At 77.3% G+C, this 23,843-nt stretch carries 21 protein-coding genes; 7 read left to right on the plus strand and 14 right to left on the minus strand.

All coding sequences use genetic code 11. The features are described from left to right. The 5 genes from ACI79V_RS11730 to ACI79V_RS11750 all read right to left on the minus strand — a co-directional run. Positions 1–1,682 (minus strand): DUF222 domain-containing protein (locus ACI79V_RS11730; RefSeq protein ID WP_456889403.1); only part of this gene is annotated, 1,682 nt, incomplete at its 3' end. 269 nt (positions 1,683–1,951) lie between these two features. Further along, positions 1,952–3,286: a diacylglycerol/lipid kinase family protein gene (locus ACI79V_RS11735; RefSeq protein ID WP_456889404.1), complete on the minus strand. Its 1,335-nt coding sequence runs from the start codon at positions 3,284–3,286 to the stop codon at positions 1,952–1,954. After that, positions 3,283–5,043: an alpha/beta hydrolase gene (locus tag ACI79V_RS11740; protein WP_456889406.1), complete on the minus strand. Its 1,761-nt coding sequence runs from the start codon at positions 5,041–5,043 to the stop codon at positions 3,283–3,285. The genes ACI79V_RS11735 and ACI79V_RS11740 overlap by 4 nt, the downstream gene beginning before the upstream one ends. Positions 5,044–5,238: 195 nt before the next feature. After that, the gene (locus tag ACI79V_RS11745) at positions 5,239–6,189 is read right to left on the minus strand and encodes a DUF5996 family protein (protein WP_456889408.1); all 951 of its coding nucleotides are present in this window, start codon (positions 6,187–6,189) and stop codon (positions 5,239–5,241) included. A 6-nt stretch (positions 6,190–6,195) separates the two neighbouring features. Then, on the minus strand, positions 6,196–6,678 hold the full coding sequence (locus ACI79V_RS11750) for a DUF5709 domain-containing protein (protein WP_456889410.1): 483 nt from the start codon (positions 6,676–6,678) through the stop codon (positions 6,196–6,198). Between the two features lie 263 nt (positions 6,679–6,941). On the opposite strand from ACI79V_RS11750, the gene ACI79V_RS11755 reads away from it, so the two are divergent. Further along, complete coding sequence (locus tag ACI79V_RS11755) at positions 6,942–9,737, plus strand: AAA family ATPase (RefSeq protein WP_456889412.1); 2,796 nt, start codon at positions 6,942–6,944, stop codon at positions 9,735–9,737. An 8-nt stretch (positions 9,738–9,745) separates the two neighbouring features. On the opposite strand, the gene ACI79V_RS11760 is transcribed toward ACI79V_RS11755, so the two are convergent. Beyond that, positions 9,746–10,372, minus strand: a complete 627-nt coding sequence (locus ACI79V_RS11760; RefSeq protein WP_456889414.1) for a TetR/AcrR family transcriptional regulator — start codon at positions 10,370–10,372, stop codon at positions 9,746–9,748. 186 nt (positions 10,373–10,558) lie between these two features. Between ACI79V_RS11760 and ACI79V_RS11765 the strand changes: the two genes are divergently transcribed. The 3 genes from ACI79V_RS11765 to ACI79V_RS11775 all read left to right on the plus strand — a co-directional run bounded on the left by ACI79V_RS11765 (position 10,559) and on the right by ACI79V_RS11775 (position 12,144). Further along, entirely contained in the window at positions 10,559–10,738 is a 180-nt protein-coding gene (locus ACI79V_RS11765; RefSeq protein ID WP_456874713.1) for a hypothetical protein, read from the plus strand. 195 nt (positions 10,739–10,933) lie between these two features. Further along, on the plus strand, positions 10,934–11,818 hold the full coding sequence (locus ACI79V_RS11770; RefSeq protein ID WP_456889416.1) for an alpha/beta fold hydrolase: 885 nt from the start codon (positions 10,934–10,936) through the stop codon (positions 11,816–11,818). Positions 11,819–11,859: 41 nt separating this feature from the next. Further along, on the plus strand, positions 11,860–12,144 hold the full coding sequence (locus ACI79V_RS11775) for a DUF6510 family protein (RefSeq protein ID WP_456874711.1): 285 nt from the start codon (positions 11,860–11,862) through the stop codon (positions 12,142–12,144). 31 nt (positions 12,145–12,175) lie between these two features. On the opposite strand, the gene ACI79V_RS11780 is transcribed toward ACI79V_RS11775, so the two are convergent. From ACI79V_RS11780 to ACI79V_RS11810, 7 genes are all read right to left on the minus strand, one after another. After that, entirely contained in the window at positions 12,176–12,601 is a 426-nt protein-coding gene (locus ACI79V_RS11780; protein ID WP_456889418.1) for a CBS domain-containing protein, read from the minus strand. A 26-nt stretch (positions 12,602–12,627) separates the two neighbouring features. Further along, positions 12,628–13,386 carry an FAD-binding oxidoreductase gene (locus ACI79V_RS11785; protein WP_456889420.1) on the minus strand — a complete coding sequence of 253 codons (759 nt, stop codon included), beginning with the start codon at positions 13,384–13,386 and terminating at the stop codon, positions 12,628–12,630. Next, positions 13,356–13,961, minus strand: a complete 606-nt coding sequence (locus ACI79V_RS11790) for a sulfite oxidase-like oxidoreductase (RefSeq protein ID WP_456889422.1) — start codon at positions 13,959–13,961, stop codon at positions 13,356–13,358. The genes ACI79V_RS11785 and ACI79V_RS11790 overlap by 31 nt, the downstream gene beginning before the upstream one ends. A 69-nt stretch (positions 13,962–14,030) precedes the next feature. Further along, positions 14,031–15,359 (minus strand): dihydrolipoyl dehydrogenase family protein, encoded by a 1,329-nt coding sequence (locus tag ACI79V_RS11795; RefSeq protein ID WP_456889424.1) that lies wholly within the window; start codon positions 15,357–15,359, stop codon positions 14,031–14,033. Between the two features lie 46 nt (positions 15,360–15,405). Continuing rightward, positions 15,406–17,001, minus strand: coding sequence for an MFS transporter (locus tag ACI79V_RS11800; RefSeq protein ID WP_456889426.1), 1,596 nt, complete (start codon positions 16,999–17,001; stop codon positions 15,406–15,408). A 21-nt stretch (positions 17,002–17,022) separates the two neighbouring features. Then, on the minus strand, positions 17,023–17,220 hold the full coding sequence (locus ACI79V_RS11805; RefSeq protein WP_456889428.1) for a hypothetical protein: 198 nt from the start codon (positions 17,218–17,220) through the stop codon (positions 17,023–17,025). A gap of 41 nt (positions 17,221–17,261) precedes the next feature. After that, a complete protein-coding gene (locus ACI79V_RS11810) occupies positions 17,262–17,702 on the minus strand; it encodes a VOC family protein (RefSeq protein ID WP_456889594.1) in 441 nt (146 codons plus the stop codon). A 266-nt stretch (positions 17,703–17,968) separates the two neighbouring features. On the opposite strand from ACI79V_RS11810, the gene ACI79V_RS11815 reads away from it, so the two are divergent. Next, on the plus strand, positions 17,969–18,565 hold the full coding sequence (locus tag ACI79V_RS11815; protein ID WP_456874704.1) for a redoxin domain-containing protein: 597 nt from the start codon (positions 17,969–17,971) through the stop codon (positions 18,563–18,565). 21 nt (positions 18,566–18,586) lie between these two features. Here the strand turns inward: ACI79V_RS11815 and ACI79V_RS11820 are convergent, their stop codons facing one another. Continuing rightward, complete coding sequence (locus ACI79V_RS11820) at positions 18,587–21,418, minus strand: helix-turn-helix transcriptional regulator (RefSeq protein WP_456889430.1); 2,832 nt, start codon at positions 21,416–21,418, stop codon at positions 18,587–18,589. A 289-nt stretch (positions 21,419–21,707) separates the two neighbouring features. Here ACI79V_RS11820 and ACI79V_RS11825 point away from each other — a divergent pair, with 289 nt between their 5' ends. Continuing rightward, positions 21,708–22,280, plus strand: a complete 573-nt coding sequence (locus ACI79V_RS11825; RefSeq protein WP_456889432.1) for a sigma factor-like helix-turn-helix DNA-binding protein — start codon at positions 21,708–21,710, stop codon at positions 22,278–22,280. 40 nt (positions 22,281–22,320) lie between these two features. After that, positions 22,321–23,829, plus strand: a complete 1,509-nt coding sequence (gene zwf, locus ACI79V_RS11830; RefSeq protein WP_456889433.1) for a glucose-6-phosphate dehydrogenase — start codon at positions 22,321–22,323, stop codon at positions 23,827–23,829. Positions 23,830–23,843: the final 14 nt, after the last annotated feature.

A 23,843-nucleotide genomic window follows, 5' to 3' on the forward strand; every position in this document is an offset into this window, starting at 1 on the left:
CCGGCGGCGGCGGCAGGGGCGCCGAGCCCGGTGCCGGTGCGGGCGGCGCGGTGCAGGGCGGGCAGGTCGGTGAGGGCCAGCAGCGCACCGCCGGCCGCGTCGGTGAGCGCGATCCGGGGCCGGTCGGTCAGCCCGCCCCCGGCGGTGGCGGCGAGCAGGGCGGCGAGGTCGGCGCGGGCGGTGTCGGTGGCCGCAGCCAGCTGGGTGAGGACGTCGCTTGCGGCGGTGACCCGGCCGGCGGGACCGGCCGCCCAGGCCGCCTCGTCGGCGTCGTCGGCGCGTTGCGCGGTGGCCACCGTGCGGCGGGCGTGGCCGAGGGCGCGCTCGAGCCCGAGCAGTGCGGTGCTCGCGTGGTCGACGGCGCGGTCGGCGCGCGCCCACCAGCCATCGCCGGGATCACCGCGGTGGGCGGAGGGCCGCTTGTCGGCCGGTGCATCCGGCGGCGGTGCCTGGTCGGGCGGTGACTCCTCAGGCGGTGGGCCGTCCTGGTCGAGCCACCGGAGCAGGACGGCGTCGGGCACCGTGTCGTCGGGATCGGGATCGAACTCGCCGGCCAGCACGCGGCGTTCCATCTGGGCCCACCAGGCCTCCAGCTCGGCCTGCTGTCGCGCCTCCCAGCCCAGGAAGTCACCCCCGCCGGAGGCCGCCTCCGGGTTGCTCGCCTCGGCGCCCTCCGACGCAGCCTGGGCGGACTCGGCGTCGGCCGCGGTGGTGTCGGTCGCCTCGCCATCGGCCGCGGTGGTGTCGGCCGCGGCGGTGTCGGTGTCACTGGCGTCGGCCCGCTGGCCGGTGAGGGCGGCCAGCAGCGCCCGGACCAGCTCGGCGGGCACCACCTGCCCGTCGACCTCACACGGCTGGTCCCCGCCCAGCAGCGCGCCGACCGGAGCGACCACGGTCAGGGTCACCTGCACCGGCGGCAGCCCGGACTCGCCCGGGCGGAGCACCAGGTCCAGCAGGCAGTCGGCCATCTTCTGCCCCCGGCTGCGGCCGTCGGCGGGCAGCGCGTCGGCACAGGCACCCAGCGCGGCGAGCAGCGCGGCCGCCTCCGGGGTGGTCAGCAGCGCCGAGACCACGCTCATCCCCTCGACCCGGTCCGGACCGGCCGACACCCCGCGCTTGCGCACCGCGCGCAGCAGGTCATCGGCGGCGGTGCGGGCGGTGTGCTTGAGCAGCTCCCGGCGGGCCTTGTCGCCCAGCTGCCCCGGGGTGGTGTGCCGCCCGGCGGCCCACGCGAGCAGCTCCCGCTCGATGGCCGCGCGCAACGCGGCGTCGGTGATCGGGGCGACCTTGTCCAGCAGCGGGCCCAGGTGCCCGACGTGCAGCGCCCCGGCCTCCAGCGCGGCCAGCGTGCCCGGCAGCCGGTGCACCAGGGTCAGCGACCGCTCCAGCAGCGCCTGCGCCGCCTGGGCCGACAGCGCCAGCGCGACCGCCAGCTCGTCGGTGGCCCACTCGCTCACCGGCCGGAGCAGGTCAGGACGGGCGGCCCAGCGGTCGGCGGCCATCGCCCCGCGCTCGCCTTGCTGCCGGTCGACGGAGAAAGGCCGGGATGCGGCGAACGCGGCCACCGCCCGCGCCCGGAGCGCGGTCTGCCGGGCGATCTCCCGGTCGGCGGCCTGCACCGCCCCCAGCGGCCCCGACGCCCATCCCACCAGGGGCTCGTCGACCGCCAGGACTCCTGTCACAGAATCGATCATACGTTCGAAGACGGGATGGCGCAAGAGGAACGGGTGGAAAAGAGCAGGTCAGCGGCCCGAGGAGCGAGTAACGCTCGGTCCGGACGGGGCTCCACACCGCCGACCGAGCCGTGCTCACGAGAGGGCACGGCGCCGCGACTGCCGCGGGCCGTGGACGGGCTCGAGGCAGAAGCCAGGCAGATCCGTCTCCGCGGCCGATTGGCAGGTGCCCGTCGACCCGGGACGCCGCGGACGACGGACCCCCGGGACGAGCCTCGTCAGCGGGCCGGTTGCCGTGCCGCCGACGGCACCCGGGGCGGCAGCTGCCGGGGGTCCCGCCCGGCGGCGATGCGGGCGAGGGCCCGGAGCGCCGGCAGCGCACCCACCGGCTCGATCGCCGACGGGGAGGCGCCGGGGTGGTGGCCGGCGATGCGCACCCGGAGGGCGGCCGGCCGCGACCGGAAGACCAGGGGCGGCTCGAGCACGGCGGCCTCCCCGTCGATGCCCACCGGCACCGGCAGCGTCGCCTCGACGCGGAACTCGGGGGTCGACCACTGCCGCAGGGGGCGGCGCCGCGGCCCTGCCCGGCGGACGGGCGGGTCGACCACCGTCACCCCGAGGACGCCCTGGTCGACCGCCGGCCGGGTGCCCGCGCCGGCGGCGCCGCCCAGCCGGTACTGGTTGTTGCCGACCAGGATGACCGCCGCGCCGCGCATGGTGCGGCCGCCGGGGGTGGGCCAGGTCAGGTCCGCCGACCCGCCGTCCACGCCCAGCGAGCGGGGCATGGTGCCGAGCAGGGTCCGCACCTTCGCCGCCCGGTAGCCGTGGCTCTGCACCGCCTCCGCGTACACCCCCAGCGAGACGTTGTTGACGAAGACCCGGCCGTTGACCTCGGCGAGGTCGACCACCCGCTCGTCGCCGTCGACGAGGGCGTCGAGCGCGCCCACGACGTCGGACCGGTCCACGCCGAGGTCGACGGCGAAGTGGTTGCGCGTCCCCGCCGGGATGCACGCGTAGGGCAGGTCGGCATCGGCGGCGAGCGCGGCCACCACCGCCTGCGAGCCGTCACCGCCGGCCATGCCCACGGCGTCGGCACCCGCGTCGACCGCGCTCCGGACCAGGGCCGTGAGGTCCTCACCCGGCCCCAGCTCGAGCACCGTGATGCCCCGTTCCCGGGCGGCGTCGGCCAGGCCGGTCCGCGCCGCCCGGCCGTCCCCCGACCGGGGGTTGACCACGACGACCGGCTGCCGCGGGCGCTCGGCGGGCGGCAGGGCGACGGCGGGCCGGAAGGCCGAGCGGGCCGCCCCGTGCCAGACGACGGTGCCGAGCGCGAGCAGCAGCAGGGTGCTCCGGTAGCCCTCGTCGGCCAGCAGCAGGGCGCCGCCGGCCAGGGCGGCGCCGGCGACGGCGAGGCCGGCGACCCGCCCCCAGCCGCGGCGGAGCACCCCCTCCCACGCGCCCGCGGCGACCAGCGCACCGCAGCCGAGCAGGAGCACCCCCCGCGGGAAGTCGTCCACCGCCGCCTGGACGAGCAGCAGCAGCACCCAGACCGCCGCGGCGAGCGACGTGACGGCGGCGGTACGGCGCCAGTGCCGGCGCGGCGGGTGCCTCACCGGTCGGCCGCCACGAGCTCGCGCAGCTGCTCGGCCCGCTCGGCGGTCCACTCCGGCGGCTGCAGCACGCGCGCCCACGCGTCGACGTACTGGGTCCGGTAGACGTGCCCGTGCCCGTCGGGCACGTTGCCGGCGCCCGGGAGGTCGGCCGTCACCTGCCAGAACGTCACGAACGGGATCCACCGCACCGCGTCGACGACGTCGTCGCCGCGGTGCTCCTCCAGCCAGCTCGGGCGGGCGTAGAGCAGCTCGGGGGTCCACCACACGACGGGGTCGGACGGGTGCAGCAGGTAGAGCACGCGGGAGCCGTCCCACGGCTCGCCGGTGGGCGCGACCTCCCCGGCGGGGTCGTCGGTGAAGCGGACCGTGCGGCCGTCCCGGTACTCCGGCTCGATCTCGGGGGAGTCCTCGTCCCGGTCGTCGACGAACTCCCGGTAGAGGAGGTTGAACTCCGGCGGGCCGGCGAAGACCGCCCCGCCGGTCCGGTTGCGCAGGTCGTACTCCCCGCTGAACGCCGTCTCGGCGCCGTAGGACCCCAGGCTCTCGCCGGCCACGACCAGGCGCGGCCGGGCCTCCAGCGGCAGCCGCGACCACCGCTCGTACACCGCGTCGAAGAGCTCCCGGCCGGCCTCGCGGGCGCGGTCGCTGTCGACCAGGTAGGACAGGACCGACGGCAGGTAGGAGTACTGGATCGCCACCGCGGCGGTGTCCCCGCCGGCCAGGTACTCGAGCGAGTCCACCGCGCCCGGGTCGATCCAGCCCGACCCGGTCGTGGTGACGACGAGGAGGACCGCGCGGTCCAGCCCGCCGGCCCGGACCAGGTCGTCGACGGCGAGGCGGGCGCGCTGCTCGGCGGTCGGGGCCGAGTCGAGCCCGGCGTAGGCGCGGACCGGCGAGGCGGCCGGGGCCCCGGTGAACGCGGCGACGTCGTCGGCCGACGGCCCGGACCCCACGAACGTCCGGCCCTCCCGGCCGAGGGACTCCCAGCTGACCAGCGACCCGGGCCCGCCCGAGCGCTCCGGTGTCCCGGGCCGGGTCACCCCCTCGTCGGTCCGGTCGTTGCGGAGGGAGAAGGCCCGGTCGGCGGCCGCGACCAGCCGGTCGACCACGACGCCGTTGAGCACGAGCACCACACCGGTCAGGACGACGGCCCAGCCGAGCAGCCGGGCGGCCCGGGCGCCGATCCACCGGTCGAGCAGGCGGGCGGTCCACGTGCCGGCGTGCCGGACCGCCCGCGCGAGGGCGACGAGCACGACGAAGACCACGCCGGCGACCGCCGGCACGACGACCACCGACAGGGCGCTGTCCGCGGGCGCGTCCATCAGCTCCCGGATGCGGGCCTGCCAGTAGCGGCCGTACACGGTGGCCACGACGAACGAGACGAGCCCCATCCCGGCCAGGACCAGCCACGAGCGTGGGCGGGGGCGGCGCGCGTCCCGGTCGACGAGGGCGCGCCAGGCGGCGGCGGCCGCGACCCCGATGCCGTAGCCGAAGGCGGCGGTGATGCCGCTGATCAGGCCCTGGGTCAGCCCCGTCCGCGGCAGCAGCGACGGGGTGAGCGACAGGCAGAGGAAGACCAGGGCGCCCACCGCACCGGGCAGCGTGTAGCGGAACGGGGGCCGGCGGGCCCGCCTGCGGACCCGGCGCCGCCCGTGCCGCGCACCGCCGGCTCCGGTCCGGTCGCCGGGGTCCGCGGGGCGGTCGGCCTGCCCCCGCGGTTCCGGGACCGGCACCGGGAGCGTCTCGCGGGACTCCACGACCCGGCGCTCCCGGTCAGCGGCCGGCGGCGGCCCGGGGCCGCCGCACCACCGGGGCGGGGACGGACGGGCCGGCCGGCCGGTGCGGCCGGACGCGGGGCACGGTGCGGCACATGGCGGCCTCCGTCGGGCGGGGGAGAACGCGACCGAGGGTCCGCCGTCCCGCCCGGCCCCGACAAGGGGATCGGCCCCGCCTCACCCCTCGGGCTGCGCCGGGGCGCCGACGGGCGCGGGCCAGTGCCCGGTGGCCGCCGCGGCGTCGTGGGTCGAGGTGAGGAACCGCAGCAGGTGCGCGTCGGGGTCGGCCGCGGCCCGGACGTCGGCGTAGGGGAGCAGCCACTCGCCGAGGTCCGCGTCATAGGTCGCCGGAGCCGGCTCGACGGCGGCCTCCCGGTACCCCGGGGGCTCGGGGTAGGCGTAGGCGTAGAACGCCCCCTCGGCGGCGCCGCCGGGCCAGTAGCCGCAGCTGGAGACCTCCTCGCTGTAGGCCTCGACCATGACCCGGTCCGGGCAGTTCGGCACGCCGCCGGGGTGCCGCGGCGCGGCCCGGCCGGAGAAGCGGGTCGTGGCGAGGTCGAACGCGCCCCAGAAGAAGTGCACCGGGCTGGCCTTCCCGCGCCAGCGGCCGCGGAAGACGCTCATCACCCGGTGGGCGCTCACCAGCGAGGTCCAGAACCGGTGGACGGCGGCGGCGTCGTAGCTGGCGTGCTCGTGGTCCTCGTCGAACGGGATCGCCTCGGGCAGCTCGACCGGCGTCCGGCCGATCGGCGCGTCCACGCCCAGCTCGCGCAGGTGGGCCCGGAACTCGGCGTGGAAGTCGGCCACGCTGCGCGGCTCGAGCGCCATCGCGCGGGTGGCCCCGTTCGTGGTGTGCACCAGCAGCCGGTGGTCGGTCAGGTCGAGGACCACCTCCAGCCCCAGCCCGCCGGGGTGCGGCACCAGCGAGGTGGTCAGGCCGCGGGCGGTCACGTAGAGAGGCACCTGCCACCAGTGGTTGACCGCCGGCGCGAGGGCCAGCCGGACCTTGCCCACGACCTGCGTCCACAGGTGGAGGGTGTCGCGGGTGTCCTGCCAGGCGGCGACGGGCAGGGCCGGCCAGCCCTCGACCGCGGGTCCGGCGACGGGGGCGGGCGCGGTGGTGTCCATGCCCGGTCAGGACCGGTCGTCCCGGTCGGGGACGACGTGCACGGCCGCCTCCTCCGCGGAGGCGGCGGCCGAGTCGATGCCGGCGTCGACGGCGTACAGCTCGGGCTCCTCGTCGTCCCACTCGCCGTCGTCCTCGACCAGCCGGCCGGCCCGCCGCTCGCCCACCTCGTCGTCGAGGAGCTCCCCGTCGGTGTCGGTGGTGTCGCCGAGGCCGTCGCCCTCGACGCGCCCGGACTCCAGGCGGTCGGTGTCGGGCAGCTCGCGGGCCAGCCGGCCGCTCAGGCCCTCCCCGGCCGACTCCTCCCGCTCGGTCGTCCCCCACTCGTCGACCCCCCACGGCCGCTCGGCCGGGGACCACCCGGTGTCCAGGACGTCCTCGACGCCGTCGAGGTCCTCCAGGGTGTCCCTGGCGTCGAGGACGCCGGAGTCCTGCTCCGGGTCGGTGCCGTCGGGGTCGTAGACCCCGTCGGTGCCGTAGCTGCCGGTCATGCCGGCCTCCTCCCGCTCGCGCCGTGGTCGGCGCGAGCATCCGGTCCGGCATAGCCGTCCTGCATCGGTCATCTGACTGAGCGCGCACGCCCCGTCGCGGCGACGGAGGTCCACGGGCGTGTCGTGGGGCGGGGCCTCCCGGGGGCGCGAGGCGGTTGTCGCGCGTGCAACTGACGAGAGACCCTCTCGCCGCCACGGGACCCAGCGAGCCGGTCGGCCCCTCCACCAGGTGGGGTCGGCGGCTCCGACACGAGGGGGACACGGTGGAGGACGGCGACTCGGGATCCCCGGCCGGCGGACTGGTCGGCCGGTCCGGGGAGGTCGCCCTGCTGGCCTCGTTCCGGGAGCGGGCGGCCCGGTCGGGTGCCGCCCTGGTGCTCACCGGTGACCCCGGCGTCGGCAAGACCGCCCTGCTCGACGGCGCCGCGCGGGCCGCCGCCGCCTCCGGGACCCGGGTGCTGTCCGCGGCGGGCGCGGAGTCCGAGGCGGAGGTGGGCTTCGCCGGCCTCAGCCAGCTCCTGGTGCCGGTGCTCGACGAGGGCACCGCCCTGTCCGAGCTGCACCGCGACGCCCTCGCCACCAGTCTCGGCTACCGGGCCGGCCCGGGCGCCGACCGCCTGGTGGTCTCCACCGCTGTCCTCAGCCTGCTGCGCGCGGTCGCCGCCGGCGGGCCGGTGCTGGTGGTGGTCGACGACCTGCAGTGGCTCGACGGGGACAGCGCCCGGGTGCTGGGGTTCGTGGCCCGCCGGCTGCCCGGCGCCCGCATCGGCCTGCTCGCCGCCTCCCGGCCGGACGGTGACCTCCCGTCCCCGCTGTCGGGCCTGCCCGGGCACCGGGTCCGGCCGCTCGCGGACGGGCCGGCCGAGGAGCTGGTGACCGGCCGGCACCCGGGCACCGCCCCCCGGGTCCGCCGGCGGGTCGTGGCCGCCGCGCAGGGCAACCCCCTCGCCCTCCTCGAGCTGCCGGCCGCGCTCAGCCACCGGCAACGGGCGGGCCTCGACGCGCTGCCCTCCTTCCTCCCGCTCGGCTCCCGGCTGCGGGCGCTGTTCGCCGACCGGGTGGGCGACCTGCCGCCGGCCACCCGGCGCCTGCTGCTGCTCGCCGCCCTCGACGGGACCGGCGACCTCGGGGTCCTCGGCGCGGCGTCCCCCGGCGAGGACTGGCTCGACGTCCTGGCGCCGGCCGAGCAGGCGCGGCTGCTGCACGTCGACGTCGACACCCAGCGGGTCTCCCTGCGGCACCCGCTGGTCGCCTCCGCGGCGGTCGGGCTCGCGACCACCGCCGAGCGCCACCGCGCCCACCTCGTGCTCGCCGAGGTCCTCACCGACCAGCCCGACCGCCGGGCCTGGCACCTGGCCGAGGCGGCCGTCGGCTCGGACGGCCAGGCGGCGGACCTGCTCGACGAGGCCGCGCACCGCGCCCTGCGCTCCGGCCACGGCGCGCGGGCGGTGACCGCGCTGCTGCGGGCCGCCGACCTCAGCCCGCGTGGCCCCGACCGGGCCCGCCGGCTGGCCCGCGCCGCCTACCTGGGCGCGGACGTGGCCGGCGAGCTGCGCGACGTCCCGCACCTGCTGCTGCGGGCCCGGCAGGCCGACCCCGACGGCGGGGCGACGCTGCAGACGGCGACGGCCGCGGCCTACCACCTCTCCATCGGCAACGGCGACGTCGACAGCGCCCACCGCGGGCTGGTCCGCGCCATCGACGCCGCCCTGCGGGGTCCGGCCGGCGGCGGCGACCTGCACGAGGCGCTGTACAGCCTGCTGGTCGTCTGCCACTTCAGCGGCCGGCCCGAGCGGTGGCAGGCCCTCGACGCGGTGGCCGCCCGGTTGGAGCACCGGCTCGGCCCGGTCCTGTCGGTGTCCCGGTCCACCTTCGGCGCCCCCGCCCGGGCCACCGCCGCGGACCTGGCGCGGCTCGACGAGGTCCTCGCCGGCATCGACGCGGAGCAGGACCCCGCGCAGATCGTGCGGATCGCGGTGGCCGGCTTCTACCTCGACCGGCTCGAGGACTGCCGGCAGGCGCTGTGGCGGGTGGTGTGGGACGGGCGCGAGGGCGGCGCGGTCGCCTCCGCGGTCAACGCACTGGTCCTGCTGTGCCAGGACGCCTACGGCGCGGGACGGTGGGAGGAGGCCCGGCGGACGGCCGAGGAGGCCGTCGCGCTCGGCGAGACCCTGGGCTACCGGCTGCTGAGCCTGCCCGCCACCTGCTGCCTGGCCCTGCTGGCGGCGGCCGAGGGCGACGGCGCGACGGCCCGCACGCTGGCCGGGCAGGTCGTGGCCTGGGCCGGGCCCCGCGGGGTGCGCGCGGTGGAGCACCTGGCCCACCGCGCCCGCGCCCTGGCGGCCCTCGGCGAGGGCGACGTCGAGGAGGCGTACCGGCAGGCCGCGACCGTCAGCCCGCCGGGCGTGGTGGCGCCGCACGTCCCGGTGGCCCTGTGGATGCCGCTGGAGCTGGTCGAGGCCGCCGTCCGCACCGGCCGGCGCGACGAGGCCACCGCGCACGTGGCGGCGCTGCGGGAGCTCGAGGTCGTCCCGCTGCGCCCGCGGCTGGCCCTGCTGGCGGCCGGGTCGGACGCTCTCGCCGCCCCGGCCGACCGCGCCGCCGCGTCCTTCGAGGAGGCGCTCGCGGTGCCCGGTGCCGACGCGCACCCCTTCGAGCACGCCCGCGTGCGGCTGGCCTACGGCGAGCACCTGCGCCGGGAGCGGGCGACCGGCGCCGCCCGGCTGCACCTGGCCGCCGCGCAGGAGGCGTTCACCCGGCTCGGCGCCCGTCCGTGGGCCGCCCGGGCCGAGCACGAGCTGCGTGCGACGGGGGTGTCCCGGTCGCCGGCGGGCCGGACCGCCCCGGTGGAGCTCACCCCCCAGGAGCACGAGATCTCGCTGCTGGCGGCGTCGGGCCTGACCAACAAGCAGATCGGCGCGCAGCTCTACCTGTCCCCGCGGACGGTGAGCGCGCACCTCTACCGGGTCTTCCCCAAGCTCGGCATCTCCTCGCGGGCGGCGCTGCGCGACGCGCTGGCCCGCGTCCCGCAGCCGGCGGCCGGGCCGGGCGGCGGCTGACCCGCGGGTCACCAGCCGTCGCCGCACCCCGCATCGCCGCAGACCGTGTCCGCCAGCACCCGGCGCACCAGCGCGAACGCCGTCCCGGTGGCCGTGGGCAGGTGGTCGCCGCACCCGCTCCGCCACGACCGCACCGCCAGGCGGAGCACCACCAGGCCGACGGCCGCCTCGGCGAGCGCGGTGTCGTCGGGCTCGGCCAGACCCCGCAGCCCCGCCAGGCCCTGCGCGAGCCGGGTCTCGACGTCGCGCTGGACGGCCAGCGTGTGACGCATCAGGCCCTCGTGGCCGAGGACGATGCGGTCGCGCAGCGCCAGCGACGGCAGCTGCGACTGCAGGTGGTCGGCGAAGCCCTGCAGGACCGCCAGCAGCTGCCCGGGACCCGCGGCCTGCCCGCGCACGGACGCGACGGCGGCGTCCAGGGCCACCTCGAAGCCCGTCTCGTAGGCGAAGACGACCTCCTCCTTGGTGCGGAAGTGCCGGTAGAAGGTCGCCGGGGCGACCTGCGCCTCGCGGCAGACGTCCTCGACGGTCACCCGGTCGAAGCCGCGCTCGGCGAACAGCCGCAGCGCCGTCCGCTCCAGCCGCCCGCGGGTCTCCCGACGCTTGCGGTCACGCAGCGATTCGGTGGCACGCACGGCGGGCTCCCGGGGCGGGTGGGTCGGGCGCGGGCGACGACACGGGGATCCTGCCCTGGTCAGGCCGCCCGGGGGACCCCACCGGGCCCCGCGGCAGTCGCATGACCGATGCCCCGGCCACGCCGGGCGGCCACGGTGGGGGCCGAGGGACCGCCGAGCCGGGGGTCGACGACAGAGGGACCGGGGATGCCGACCTACCGGATGGTCTACGGCGACGGCGAGCAGGTCGTGCGCGAGACCTTCGAGGGCGTGACCGTCGAGCGCGAGGACGGCTGGACCGTCCTGTTCCGCGGCAACTCGGCGATCCTGCGGGTGCAGGACGCGCACGTGCAGTCCCTCGAGCGGGTCGAGCCGCAGCCCGGCTGAGGCACCGGGGGCGGCCCGGGCCCCGAGTCACATGACCGATGCCCGCGCCCCGCCGGACCACGCAGACTCGCACGACCTCCACCGTGCCCCGACCGACCGCACGGAGTTCCGATGTCCCCTCCAGCGCCACCCGCGGGAGCAGCTCGCGGGGACGGTTTCGACGGCTTCGCGCAGGCCCGCCTCCCGGTGGGGGAGGTGACGCTCCGGGTCCGGTCGGGCGGCTCGGGACCGCCCCTGCTGCTCCTGCACGGTTATCCGGAGACGCACCTGATGTGGGGCGGCATCGCCGGGGCGCTGGCCGAGCGGTTCACCGTCGTGGCGCCCGACCTGCGCGGCTACGGGGACAGCTCCCGCCCCCCGACCGTCCCCGGACACGAGACCCTCGGCAAGCGGGCGATGGCCGACGACGGCGTGCGCCTGATGCGGCAGCTCGGCTTCGACCGCTTCGACGTCGTCGGGCACGACCGGGGCGGCCGGGCGGCCTACCGCATGGCGCTCGACTCCCCGGACGCGGTGCGCCGGGTGACCGTCATGGACGTCGTCCCCACCGCCGAGGTGTGGGCCCGCGCCGACGCGCGGATGGCCCTCGGCTACTGGCACTGGGCCTTCCTCGCCCTGCCCGAGCCGATCCCCGAGCGGCTGATCGCGCCGGATCCGGAGTTCTTCTTCTTCGACGCCGAGTTCGGCGGCGCCATCCGCGGGTTCGCCACGGAGGCGGTGGCCGACTACGCCCGCTGCGTGCGGGACCCCGCCGTGGTGCACGCCATCTGCGAGGACTACCGGGCCGGTGCCACCTGTGACCGCGCCGACGACGAGGCCGACCGGGCCGCCGGGCGGCGGATCACCTGCCCGCTGCAGGTGCTGTGGGCCGGCCGGGGTGCCCTCGCGTCCTGGTACGACACGCTGGCGGTCTGGCGGGAGTGGGCCGACGACGTCACCGGCGAGGCGCTCGACAGCGGTCACTTCATGGCGGAGGAGCGGCCGGCGGAGACGCTGGCGGCGATCCTCCGCTTCCACGGCGACGGCCGGGCGGAGGAGCCGCTGCAGGCGACCGGCGCCGTCCCCGGGACCCGGACGTGAGGACACCCGGACCGGCCGGTCCGGGAGAGGGAGGTCGTGCGATGAGCGAACCAACGGACGAGCCCGACCGCCGGCTGGACGGCAACGCGGCGGCCGGCGTGCTGACCGAGATGATGACCATGGACCCCACCACCGCGATGGTCACCTGCGCGCACTGCGGCAGCCGGGCGGCGCTGGGCGCACACCTGGTCTACGCCGACACCCCCGCCATGGTGGTCCGCTGCCCGGGCTGCATGCAGGTGGTCATGCGCTGCGCGTCCGACGACGGTGGCCGCCGTCTGGAGATGAGCGGCGTGCGGCTGCTGTCGGCCCCGCCCGGCGGCTGACCCCGCGCCCCGGGGGCGGTTGCCCGGGCGGTCAGGCCGTGCCGGGCACCGCCGGCGTGCCCGCCGCCAGGGAGACCCGGCACAGGTCGAGGGTGTCGACGATGCCGACCAGCTTCCCGCCGTCGAGCACCAGCAGGTGCTGCATCCGGTGGTCGACCATCGCGCGGACGGCGTCGTCGACGGGGGTGTCCGACGTGACCGTGACCGGGGGGCCGGACACCACGTCGCCGACCCGCACCTGCTCCGGGTCCCGGCCGTCGGCCACCGCCTGGCTCACGTCCGCGTCGGTGACGATCCCGATCGGGACGGCGGCGTCGTCGGCCCGGGTGACGACGAGCGCGGTGTCGCCCGACCGCTTCATCAGGTAGGCGGCCGCGGCCAGGTGCGCCCCCTGCTCGACCGTCGTGACCGGCGGGCGCATCGCGGCCCCCACGGTGGGGGCGGCTGTGGGCGGCATGGCTCTCCTCGTGGCGTCGGGGACGGTCACTCCGGGCCCGGGGTGCCACCGAAGCGCTCGAGCCGGATGCTCGACGGCTCGTGGCCGAGGTCGACCAGCGTGGCGGCGACGGTCTCGACGAACACGGTGGGACCGCACACGAACACCCGCGGCCGCTCGGCGGGCGGGTAGGTCCGCTCGCGCAGCAGGGGGGCGTCGATGCGGCCGGTCGGACCCGGCCAGTCGGCCGGCGCACCGCGGGTGAGGGTGACCGTCGCCTCGGGCCCGAGCAGGCCGGTGCCCAGGACGTCGTCGGCGGTGCGGGCGGAGTACAGCAGCCGGACGGGGGTGGGGCTGCCGGCCCGGCGGGCGTGGTCGAGCATCGCGAGGAACGGCGAGACCCCGGCACCGCCGGCGACGAGCTGCACCGGGCGACGGCGCTCGGCCGGCGTGGCGCGGTCGGCGTCCGCGGACCAGACGAAGTAGCCGCCGATCGGGCCGCGGAGCTCCAGGGCGTCCCCGGACTGCATCTCGGCGGTGAGGTAGGGCGACACCTCACCGCCCTCGAGGTTCTCGACGAGCAGGTGCAGCTGCGGGTCCTCGGGCGGGGAGGCGATCGAGTAGCTGCGCTGGGCGCGGTAGCCGTCCTCGGCCGTCAGCCGCACGTCCACGTGCTGGCCGGGCAGGTGCCCGGTCCAGCCGTCCACGGCGAACACCAGCCGCCGGACCCGGGTGCTCTCGGGCCGGCTGTCGGCGAGCCTGGCCTGCAGCCAGGTCAGTCGCCGCTGTACCGCTGCTCGAGCCACGGGTCACCGCGGTCGTGGTAGCCGAAGGTCTCCCAGAAGCCGGGCTCGTTCACCCGGGTCAGCGTGAGCCCGCGGACCCACTTGGCGCTCTTCCAGAAGTACAGGTGGGGGACCAGCAGCCGCGCCGGGCCGCCGTGCTCGGGGGCGAGGGGCTCCCCGTTGTAGGTGTCGACCACCCAGGCCCGGCCGCCGGTCACGTCGTCGAGGGGCAGGTTGGTGGTGTACCCGCCGTCGCAGAACGCGACGAGGTACGACGCGCGGGCGCCGGCGTCGGCCAGCAGGGTGTCGACCGCGACGCCCTCCCACCGGGTGTCGAACTTCGACCACTTGGTGACGCAGTGGATGTCGACCGAGATCGCCTCGCGCGGCAGCGCCCGGAACTCCTCCCAGGTCCAGGTGCGCGGGGTCTCCACCTCGCCCCGCACGGAGAAGTCCCACCGCGCCACCGGCGTCCGCGGCGTGGGGCCGGCCGACAGCACCGGGAACCGGCTGCCGGTGTCGTACTGGCCGGGTGGCAGGCGGTCGTCCGTGGTGGCCGACCGCCTGCGGCCGAACCCCCGGGACACCAGTGACATGGCAGCCCCCTCTCGTCCGGGGTCCCACCCTGGACGGCACCGGGCGGGACAGCATCGGTCAGATGACCGTCACGCGCGGGCCGCGCCGCGCAGCTCGAGCAGGGCGTGCAGGAACGCCTCGGAGAAGGTCGGGAACGGCTGGATCACGTCCTCGAGCACCTCCAGCGGCACGCGGGCCCGGATGGCGAGGGTGGCCTGCTGCAGCCACTCGCCGGAGCCGGGGCCCAGGGCGTACGCCCCGGTCAGGTGCGTGCCGTCGGAGACGAGGGTGAGGAAGCCGGGCTCGGTGTCGTAGGAGCGGGTGTAGGTCGCCGTCCGCGCCACCTGCGACAGCGGCACGGTGGCCGTGACCGGGCCGTCGGCGTCCCCGACGGCGGCGGCCTCGGGGTCGGTGTAGGTCACCCGAGGGACGGCGGAGTAGTCCACGGCGCGCGGCCGGCCGAGGATGTTCGACGCCACCACGCGCGCCTGGTACTTGCCGACGTGGGTCAGCGGCCAGGGGGTCATCACGTCGCCGACGGCCCACAGCCCCTCGCGCGCGCACAGCCGGGCGTCGAGGCGGAGCTCCTCGAGGCCGACGGTCTCCAGGCCGATGTCGTGCACCCGGGGACGGCGGCCGGTGGCCACGAGCAGCCGGTCGCCGCGCAGCGGCTCGCCGTCGGGGAACTCGAGCACGAACTCGCCGTCCTCGTACCGGGCCGCCGACGCCATCCGGCCCAGGTGCAGGCCCACGCCCTCGGCCGCCAGCGCCGTGCCCAGCGCGGTCCCCAGCGCCCGGGGCTCGCGGGCGAGCAGGTGGTCCATGCCCTCGACGATCGACGCCGAGCCGCCCAGCCGGGTCACCGCCTGCGCCATCTCCACGCCGACCGGGCCGCCGCCGAGGACCAGCAGGTGCCGGGGGACCTCGGTCATGCTCGTCGCCTCGCGGCTGGTCCAGGAGCCGGGCAGCTCGCGCAGGCCGGGGACGGGGGGCACGAAGGGGTCCGAGCCGGTGGCCACCACGACGTGCCGGGCGGTGTGGACGGTCCTGTCGACCTGCACCCGGCCGTGGCCGGCGAGGCGGCCGTGGCCGCGGATGACGTCGATGCCCTCGCCCTCGGCCCACTTCACGGCGCCGGCGTCGTCGTAGTCGCTGACCATGAAGTCCCGCCAGCCGAAGGCGGCCGCGGTGTCCACCGGGCCGGTCACCGCCTGCGCCGCGCCGGGTGCCCGCCGGGCCGCGGCCACCGCCTCGCCGGGCCGGAGCAGGGTCTTCGACGGGATGCACGCCCAGTAGGAGCACTCCCCGCCGAGCCGCTCGCGTTCCACGATGGCGACCCGCAGGCCGCCGTCGGCGAGGCGCGCGGCGCAGTGCTCACCGGGAGCCCCGCCGCCCAGCACGATGACGTCGTAGTCCATGACCGCTCCTCGGGTGTCGTCGCTGCGGGTGGGGGAGACCGACGGGTCACCGTCGGCCGGCCGTCTGGGCGGGCACCGGCCGCACCGTCGAGGGGACCGGCATCGGCGCGGGCGCGGGCATCGGCGCGGGGGTGGGCCGGTCGGAGGCGAACAGCGCGGTGACGGCGGCGGCCGCGAGGGCCAGCCCGGTCATCACGAGCATGGCCGGCCGGTAGCCGTCGGCCAGCGCCGGTCCCAGCTCGCCGTCGCCGGTGCCGACCAGGACGGGCACGAGGGCGACCAGCAGCAGCGCGCCCACCCGCGCCGCCGCGTCGTTGACCGCGGAGGCCTCGCCGAGGTCGTCGTCGCTCACGGCGGCGAGCACGGCCGAGGTCAGCGGGGCGACCGTGAGCGCCAGGCCCACGCCCCACAGCAGCGCGCCGGGGAGGAGGCCCTCGACCCAGCGGTCGCCGGCGTCGACGGTCGAGAGCACGAGGAAGGAGCCGGCGATGACGAGGATGCCGGCGACCATCAGCCGGCGCGGCCCGACCCGGCCGACCAGCCCGCCGACGACCGGGGAGAGCACGAGGAAGACCGCGGCCTCCGGGATCAGCACGGCACCGGCCTCGGCGGCGCTGTAGCCGAGCTGGAGCTGGACCTGCAGGACCAGCAGGTACGCGGCGGCGGCGAGCGCGCCGTAGAGCAGCACCGTGGCGACGTTGATGGCGTCGAACTGGCGGAAGGTGAACAGCGACAGGCGCAGCATCGGGCTGCGCTGCCGGCGCTCGACGGGCACCAGCGCGGCGAGGCACAGGACGCCGCCGATCCCGGTGAGCAGGACCCGCGGGCTCAGCCAGCCGGCCACCGGCCCGGCCATGAGGGCGAAGACGACGCCGCCGAACCCGGCGACCGACAGCACCGCGCCGGCGACGTCCAGCGACAGCGGCCGCCGGGCCCCGCCGGTCTCGGGGACGTGCCGCAGCACCCAGACCGCGGCGAGGACGAGCGGGACGTTGAGCAGGAACAGGTACCGCCAGGACGTGGTGTCGACCAGCCAGCCGCCGGCGTAGGGGCCCAGGGTCATGCCGAGGGTCGCCAGGCCCGCCCAGACGCCGATGCCCCGCGCGCGGTCGGCGACCAGGAGGGTCCCGTTGAGCAGGGCGAGGGCGCTGGGCACCACCAGGGCGGCGCCGGCGCCCTGGACCAGCCGGGCCGTGACCAGGGTGGCGGTGGTCGGGGCGACCGCGCACAGCACCGAGGCGACGAGCATCACGACCAGACCGACGAGCAGCGCCCGCCGCCGGCCGAGGGCGTCGATGAGGGCGCCGGCGGGCAGCAGCAGCGCCGCGGCGGTCAGCAGGTAGCCGGCCACCACCCACTGCACGCCGGACACGCTCGCCCGCAGGTCGGCCTCGATGGCCGGCACCGCGACGTTGACGACGGCGGCGTCGAGGAAGGCGACCATCGACGCGAGCACGGTCGCGGCGACCAGCGCGGCGCCCGGCCCGCTGCGCAGCGCGACGAGCCCGCCGTGCGGCGGGCCGGCCGCCGTGCGGGTCGCGCCGTCGCCGGCGGGGTCGTGCCGCCGGGGATCGCCGTCCACGGGATCGCCGTCCACGGGATCGCCGTCCACGGGATCGCCGTTCACGGGATCGCCGTCCACGGGGCCGCCTCCGGGCGCCGGTCAGTGCGGGGCGCCCTCGATGACGAGGGTGGCGTCGGCGACGGCCTCCTCGGCGGTGCGCCCCTGCCGGCGGGCCACGATGTAGCCGGCGTACCAGTCGGCCCAGTGGTGCGGCGGCCCCACCGGCTCGTACTGCCCGTGGTGCTCCTCGGCCTCGCGCAGCAGGCCGGCCAGCGTCGGGACGTCCATCTCGTCCACGTCGTCCTCCTCGGTCTCGGTGTCGGTGTCGGTGTCGGTGGTCAGCGGCCGGGCAGGCGGGTGGTGAGCTCCTGCAGCACGTACCGGTTGCCGTCGGGGTCGGCGAAGGTGGCGTAGGACGCGTAGCTGCGGCGCTCGGGGTCGGGCCCGGGGGCGTGCGTGGTGGGGTCGCCGCGGACGGCCAGGCCGCCGCCGGCGTCGTGGAAGACCTCGCTGACGTCCGCGCCGTTCTCGATCAGCTCCGCGCGGGCGGCCTCGATGTCGGTGACCGCGAGGAACATCCCGCCGCCCGCGCCGGGTGCCGTGGGCTGCAGGCCGATGCCGAAGTGGATGGAGCAGGGGGAGCCGGGCGGCGTCATCTGGATGATCCGGAAGCCCTCGTCGACGAGGAAGTCGGCGTCCTCCCGCCAGCCGAGGTCCTTGTAGAACTGCTTGGCCCGGTCGACGTCGGAGACGCCGATGACGACGGCCTCGAGCTTCATGTCCACGGGGTGCTCCCTCACGCTCGCCGGACCCGGCGCCGACCGGTGCCGGTCGCACCAGGCTGGTCCGCCGGCCTCCGCGTCGGACCAGGGAGAGTCACTGGTCCGGCCCCGGGGCCGGCGGGAGGAGGAGCCGGCGGGCCCGGGACCAGGGACTGTGCCTGGCGCGACCGCGAGCGGGGAGCGGCAGCGTCGGGCGGGAGCCGACCGGGGAGGAGCGACCGTCGGCGGTCGAGGACCCCGGGGCCGGACGAGAGGGGCATCCGATGCGTTCCGACATCGCGCCGGGCGGGGTCTTCCCCGACTACTCGCTCCCCGACCACACGGGCGTCGAGCGCACGCTCGGCGAGTTGCAGGACCGCGACCCGATGGTGCTGGTCCTGGCCCGCGGCCACCACTGCCCGGAGGACCACCAGCAGCACCTGGAGCTGGCGGCCTTCCAGTCGAGGATCGGGGTGGCCCGCACCCGGATCGTCACCGTCACCACCGACGACCGCCACACCGCGCAGGAGTTCCGGGCGTCGGTGGGCGCCCAGTGGCCGTTCCTGTCCGACCCCGGGCGGATCGTGCAGCGCGACCTGGACATCCAGGACTACACCGACCCCGGCAACGACCCGATGGTGCCGCACACCCTGGTGCTCAAGCCGGGCCTGGTCGTGCACTCGGTCTACAACGGCCACTGGTTCTGGGGCCGGCCCTCGATCTGCGACCTGTGGCACGACCTGCGCGCCGCGACCGCCGAGATCCGCCCGGACTGGGACCTGAGCCGGCCGGGGTTGCGCGAGGCGTGGGAGGCCGGCGAGTGGTCGCACTTCTCCGCGGAGGACCGGCGGGCTCCCCGGCCGGCGGCCCGGGTCGGCTGAGGGCCGGACCCGCCCGGTCGCTCAGGCGTCGTCGCGGGCCAGCGCGTCGACCAGCTCCCGCCGCGAGCTGACGCCGAGCTTGGTGAACACCTTCCGCAGGTGCCACTCGACGGTGCGGGGGCTGAGGAACAGCTGCGTGCCGATCTCCGGGTTGGTCAGCCGCTCGGCGGCGAGCCGGGCGATCTGCGCCTCCTGCGGGGTGAGCTCGTCGAGGGTCGCGACGACGCGCCGCCGCGCGGTCTCCCCGGTGCCGGTCAGCTCCTGCCGGGCCCGCTCGGCGAAGGCCTCCATCCCCATGTCGACGAGCATCCGGTGGGCGGTGCGGAGGTGGTCGCGGGCCTCCCGCCGCCGGCCCTCGCGGCGCAGCCACTCCCCGAACAGCAGGTGCGCGCGGGCCTGCGCCACCCGGATGCTGGTGCGGGCGAGCCGGTCGACCGCCTCCCGGTGGAGCGCCTCGGCGTCGTCCCCGCTGCTGAGCAGGGCCCGGCATCGGGCGTCCACCCCGAGCGCCCAGTCGGTCCCGCTGGCCCGCGCGAACGCGGTGAACCGGGACGCGGGTCCGGTGGCCCGCCCGGCCCGGCCGCTGCGCACCGCCGCCTCGACGACCTCCGGCCACACCCAGGTCCACAGCTCGAGCCCGTCGGCCCGGTCGGCCGCGCTCTCCGCGGCGGTCAGCGCCTCGTCGTACCGGCACAGGCCGAGGAGCATCACCGCCCGCGTCCAGTCCGCGGAGATCAGCCACAGGCCCTCACCCCGGCGCACGACGTCCTCGCGGCTGGCCTCCACCAGCGCCCGCGCCTCGGCCTCGCGGCCCCGCCAGGTGGCCAGGCTGACCGCACCGTAGGGGGTGACCCGGCTGCCGATCGCCTCGGTGACGGCGGCCGCCTCGCCGGCGAGGGACGTCGCGACGGCGAGGTTGCCGGCGAACAGCTGCATGCTGAACCGCTCGGTGAGCGCCGTGGGCAGCAGGGACAGCGCGCCGGTCCGGCGGGCGACCCGGACCTGGCGCTCGGAGAGCACGTCCCAGCTGGTGTCGTCGAAAAGCGCACGGGCCGTCCGGCAGGCCAGCCACAGCCAGCGCAGCGCGTCGTCCTCGGGGAGCGGCTCCTCCCGCATCGCGGTCAGCGCCCGCCGCAGCACCGGGATCCCGGCCCCGTGGCCCCGGGTGAGCAGCAGCGCGAGCCCGTCGAGGAGCAGGGCGCACGACCGCGGCAGGTCGGAGGGGGAGGGGCCCCAGCCGGCGGTGACGACGGCGTCGGCCACCTCGCGCAGGTCACCGCCGCGGGCCTCCCGCCCGGCCGCCACCGCCGCGGCGAACGCGTCGAGGTAGGTGGCGCGCGCGAGGATGGCGTCCAGCGGCTCCAGCCGGCGGGCCGCGGACAGCAGCAGCCGGGGAGCGTCCCGGCCGCGGGTCGCGGCGAAGGTGATCTGGGCGTCCAGCAGCTCCGCCCGGGCCCGGTCCAGCTCGTCCAGGGGACCGAGCCGTGCGGTGGAGAGCAGCTCGACCGCGCGCTCGGCAGCTCCGGCGAGGTTGGCGCTGGAGGCCGCGGCCAGGGCCCGGCGGGCCCGCCGCGCGGGGTCGGGGGTCAGCGCCACGGCCCGTTCGAGGAAGACCGCGGCGGCGGCCTGCCCGCCCCGGGCGCGCACCCGGCTCGCCGCCCGCTCGAGCTCCTCGGCGACGTCCTCGTCCAGGCCCGCCGTCCCCTGCGCCCGGTGCCACGCGCGGCGGTCGGGGTCGGTGCCGGGATCGACCGAGGACGCCAGCGCGCGGTGGGCGGTGCGGCGCTCCTCCGGGGACGCCGCGCGGTAGACCGCGGACCGCACCAGGGGGTGGCGGAAGCGGACGGAGGTGTCGATCTCCACCAGCCCCGCGTCGGTCGCGGGGGTCACCGCCTCGGCGCCGATGCCGAGCCGGCCGGCGGCGCGCCAGACCGGGACCGGGTCGCCCACCGGGTCCGCGGCGGCGATGAGCAGCAGCCGGCGGGTCACCTCCGGCAGCGGCGCGAGCCGGCGCCGGAAGACGTCCTCGATCCGGCCGGCCACCGGAGTGGCGTCGGGCAGCCCGAAGCCGCCCGCGAGCTCGGCGGGCGTGCGCCCCTGCGGGAGCTCCAGCAGGGCGAGGGGGTTGCCGCGGGCCTCGGCCACGATGCGGTCGCGCACCCGGGGGTCGAGGGTGCCGGTCACCGCCGAGTCCACGAGCGCCCGCGCATCGGTGTTGTCCAGCCCGCGGACGACGAGCTCCGGCAGCCCGGCCAGCACCGGCTCGCGGTCGGACGGGCGGACGGCGAACACCAGGGCGACGGGCTCGGCGGCGAGCCGGCGGGCGACGAACTCCAGGACCTGCGCCGAGGCCTGGTCCAGCCACTGGGCGTCGTCGACGATGCACAGCAGCGGCCGCTCCTCCGCCACCTCGGAGAGCAGGGTCAGCACGGCCAGGCCCACCAGGAAGCGGTCGGGTGCGGTTCCCGCCCGCAGGCCGAACGCGGTGCCGAGGGCCTGCTGCTGCGGCGCGGGCAGCGAGGCGAGCCGGTCGAGGTGGGGACCGCACAGCTGGTGCAGGCCGGCGAAGACCAGCTCCACCTCCGACTCCACGCCCGCCGCGCGGGCCACCTGGCACCCGGCCGAGCGCTGGAGGAGGAAGTCCAGCAGCGCGGTCTTGCCGATCCCGGCCTCGCCGCGCAGGACCAACACCTGGCTGCGCCCGGCCTTGGTGGCCGCCACCAGGCCGCTGAGCCGGTCGCACTCGGCGCGGCGCCCGACCAGGCCCGGCCACCTGCCGACGGTCGTGCCTCCCGTCTCGAGGCGGTCGTGCGGGGACCGCCCGGCACCGGTGCGCAGCCGTGCGGGTGGCACGGCGCGCGCGGCGGGGTCCCGACCCTCGGGGCCCGGACGCCGGGGATCCGCTCCGGCCGGGCGCCTCGGCGCCGGTGGGCGCAGTCCGGTGGACCCGCGGCGGGGGACCGCCATGACACCTCCTCCCGGGACAGCGGGAGCAGGAGCTGCCCGCCGGGGAGGACGGGCCGGCCGGAGCTCTCCCGGGCCCGGAACGCTAGGCAGTCGCGCGGCCGGGGGCATCGGTCATCCGACTCGACCAGGGTCTCCCACGGGCGCGACCGGCCGCGGAGGCCCCCATCGTGGCCGCGTGGTGAGCGACGCGGCGGGCACGGACGGGCGCGGGCCGGCGACGCCGGGCGCCTGGGAGCGGGTGGTGCACGACCACTCCGCCCGGGTCTACCGGCTGGCCTACCGGCTCTCCGGCGACACGCAGGACGCCGCGGACCTGACCCGGGAGACCTTCGTGCAGGTGTTCCGCTCACCGGCGGGCCCCGCGCCGGGCGGCCCGGAGGCGCCGCTGCACCGGATCACGACGGGGCTGTTCCTCGACCTGGTCGAGCGCCGGCAGCGGACCGGCACCCCGGCGCGGCCCGGCGCGGGGACGGGCCCCGGACTCCCGGTGCAGGAGGCACTGGACGCGCTGCCGCCGGAGGTCCGCGTCCCCGTCGTCCTGCGCGACGTCGCGGGGCTGCCCTACGACGAGATCGCGGCCACCCTCGGCATCGGTCGCGGCGCCGTCGGCAGCCGCATCCACCACGGCCGCGCCGGGCTGCGGCGCTGCCTCCCGGCCCCGCCCCGGGACCGGGCGGTCGCCGACCGGCCGGGGCGGTCCGCCGGGCACCTGGTGCGCGGGCGGCCGGGCGAGCAGCATCCGTCCTGACCGCCGTCCGCCCGTGACCGCACGAGGAGCGCACCGCGACATGCCGACCGAACCGCAGCCGGCGACCGACCTGGCCCGGCGCTCGCCCCCGTCCGTCCTGGTGGTCTTCGGTGCGTCGGGGGACCTGACCGCCCGCAAGCTGCTGCCCGCGCTGGAGCGGCTGGCCGCCTACGGCGCGCTGCCCCCGGAGGTCGCCCTCGTCGGGGTCGCCCGCACGCCCATGACCGACGAGGAGTTCGGCAACTACTGCCGGACCACCGTCGCCGCCACCGACGACCCGCGCTGGACCGAGCTCACCGCCTCGGCGCGCTACGTCGCCGGCGACTACGACGACCCGGGCACCTACTCCCGGCTCGCCGAGGTGCTCGCCGACTGCGACCGGCGCCACGGCACCGCCGGCGGCCGGGTGTACTACTTCGCCACCCCGCCGCGGCTGTTCGGGCCGATCGCGGTGAACCTGGGCAAGGCGGGCCTCGGCACGCCGGCCGGCGAGGGTTTCGTGCGGGCGGTGATCGAGAAGCCGTTCGGCTGGGACGAGGCCAGCGCGCGCGACCTCTACACCGAGCTGACGACGGCGTTCACCGAGGAGCAGATCTTCCGCATCGACCACTACCTGGCCAAGGAGACGGTGCAGAACCTGCTGGCGCTGCGCTTCGCCAACTCGGTGTTCGAGCCGATCTGGAACCGCACCTGGGTCGACGACGTGCAGATCACCGTCGCCGAGACCCTGGGGGTCGGCTCCCGCGGCGGGTTCTACGAGACGACCGGGGCGATGCGCGACATCGTGCAGAACCACGTGCTGCAGGTGCTGTCTCTGTTCCTCATGGAGCCCCCGACGTCCTTCCACGCCGAGGCGATCCGCGACGAGAAGGTCAAGCTGCTGCGCGCGCTGCGGCCGCTGGACGAGGAGGCGCAGATCGCCGCCAACACCGTCCGCGGCCAGTACACCCGCGGCGGCACCCGCGAGGAGCTGATGCCCGGGTACCGGGAGGAGCCCGGCGTGGACCCGCTGAGCTCCACCGAGACGTTCGTGGCCATGCGGCTGGACATCGACAACTGGCGCTGGACCGGCGTGCCGGTGTTCGTGCGCACCGGCAAGCGGCTGCCCGCCCGGGTCACCGAGGTCGCCATCCAGTTCCGCCGGCCGCCGCAGCTGCCGCTGTTCCCCGGCACCGGCGACGGCCTGGAACCCGACGCGCTGGTCGTGCGGGTCCAGCCCGACGAGGGGGTGAGCCTGCGCTTCGGCGCCAAGGTCCCCGGCCACGCCTTCCGCGTGCAGAAGGCCTCGATGGACTTCTCCTACGAGAGCTTCGAGCAGGAGTCGATCGACGCCTACGAGCGGGTCATCCTCGACGCGCTGATCGGCGACCCCACCCTGTTCATCCGCGCCGACGAGGTGGGCCGCTCCTGGCGCATCGTCGACCCGGTGCTGCGGTACTGGGCGAGCGACACCGCGCCCATCCCGCTCTACCAGGCCAGCACGTGGGGACCGCCGGAGGCAGGCGCGCTGATGACCCGCGAGGGCCGACGGTGGCGCCATGGGGGGTGAGCCCGCGCCGCGCG

The sequence above is a fragment of the Geodermatophilus sp. SYSU D00700 genome, assembly GCF_054050255.1.

What these genes read in the sequence shown, in the direction of transcription:
- ACI79V_RS11745 (WP_456889408.1), bottom strand. Translation starts at nt 6,189, where the DNA reads ATGGACACCACCGCGCCCGCCCCCGTCGCCGGACCCGCGGTCGAGGGC.
- ACI79V_RS11750 (WP_456889410.1), bottom strand. Translation starts at nt 6,678, where the DNA reads ATGACCGGCAGCTACGGCACCGACGGGGTCTACGACCCCGACGGCACC.
- ACI79V_RS11765 (WP_456874713.1), top strand. Translation starts at nt 10,559, where the DNA reads ATGCCGACCTACCGGATGGTCTACGGCGACGGCGAGCAGGTCGTGCGC.
- ACI79V_RS11775 (WP_456874711.1), top strand. Translation starts at nt 11,860, where the DNA reads ATGAGCGAACCAACGGACGAGCCCGACCGCCGGCTGGACGGCAACGCG.
- ACI79V_RS11780 (WP_456889418.1), bottom strand. Translation starts at nt 12,601, where the DNA reads ATGCCGCCCACAGCCGCCCCCACCGTGGGGGCCGCGATGCGCCCGCCG.
- ACI79V_RS11790 (WP_456889422.1), bottom strand. Translation starts at nt 13,961, where the DNA reads ATGTCACTGGTGTCCCGGGGGTTCGGCCGCAGGCGGTCGGCCACCACG.
- ACI79V_RS11795 (WP_456889424.1), bottom strand. Translation starts at nt 15,359, where the DNA reads ATGGACTACGACGTCATCGTGCTGGGCGGCGGGGCTCCCGGTGAGCAC.
- ACI79V_RS11810 (WP_456889594.1), bottom strand. Translation starts at nt 17,702, where the DNA reads ATGAAGCTCGAGGCCGTCGTCATCGGCGTCTCCGACGTCGACCGGGCC.
- ACI79V_RS11815 (WP_456874704.1), top strand. Translation starts at nt 17,969, where the DNA reads ATGCGTTCCGACATCGCGCCGGGCGGGGTCTTCCCCGACTACTCGCTC.
- zwf (WP_456889433.1), top strand. Translation starts at nt 22,321, where the DNA reads ATGCCGACCGAACCGCAGCCGGCGACCGACCTGGCCCGGCGCTCGCCC.